The following is an 850-nucleotide window of genomic DNA, read 5'->3' on the forward strand; positions in this document are numbered from 1 at the left end:
CTTTCAGACAGTCTCAGGCAACACGTAGTGAATTCCTAACGCTCGCAACCAACTCTTAAGAACATGTCGCTGTGTGTCTAGGATCGATACACAGCACTCTTGCCACCAACAGGTATGATCAATGCTAAAACTCGACTCACTTAATCAACTCAAGCAACTCAAGCAAGATATCAAAGCTAGTCGCAATCTCTGCATTGGGACAGTTAAAGGTTCTGCTTACAAATTTGGTTTTGTGACACTTGATACCAACCGAGACGTTTATCTTCCACCCGATGAAATGGAGCGCGTACTCCCTGGTGATAGAGTAGAAGTTGAAGTCATAAAAGATGCAAAGAACAAAAAGGTCGCTAAATTAGAAAGGCTAATTGAAAGCAACACCCAGTTCTTTTGTGGCAAATACATAGAGAAGGGTAAAGCTGCTTTTGTTGAGCCCGATATCCAAGGCATGTGTCGGTGGTTTTTTATTCCTCCTCAAAAGCGCAAAAAAGCCAAAGCGAAAGACCTGGTTGTCTGCAAGGTTACTCAACATCCTTTTAAGTCAGGGAAAGCACAAGCAAGCATTGTCGAGCTAATTGGTACCGACCAAGATATCGGTATCGAATCATTGTATGCCAGCAAGAAGCACCGCCTGGAAACAAGCTGGAGCAAAGTCGAGCAAGAACAAGCAGATGCGATTTCAGAAGAACAGATAGCAGGTTTAAGCGAAGGGCGTAAAAACTATTGTGAACTTCCCTTTGTTACCATTGACTCGTCTTCTACGAAAGATATAGACGATGCCTTGTATGCAGAAAAAGCTGAGCAAGGTTGGTATATATATATTGCGATTGCCGACCCCTGCGCCATGATTGAT

1 protein-coding gene is annotated in these 850 nt (G+C 43.3%); it reads left to right on the plus strand.

From position 1 onward, the window contains the following. Positions 1 to 121 precede the first annotated feature (121 nt). A partial coding sequence (locus A3763_RS01550) for an RNB domain-containing ribonuclease (RefSeq protein ID WP_156494814.1) occupies positions 122 to 850 on the plus strand: 729 nt, incomplete at its 3' end.

The organism is Oleiphilus sp. HI0128, assembly GCF_001635365.1.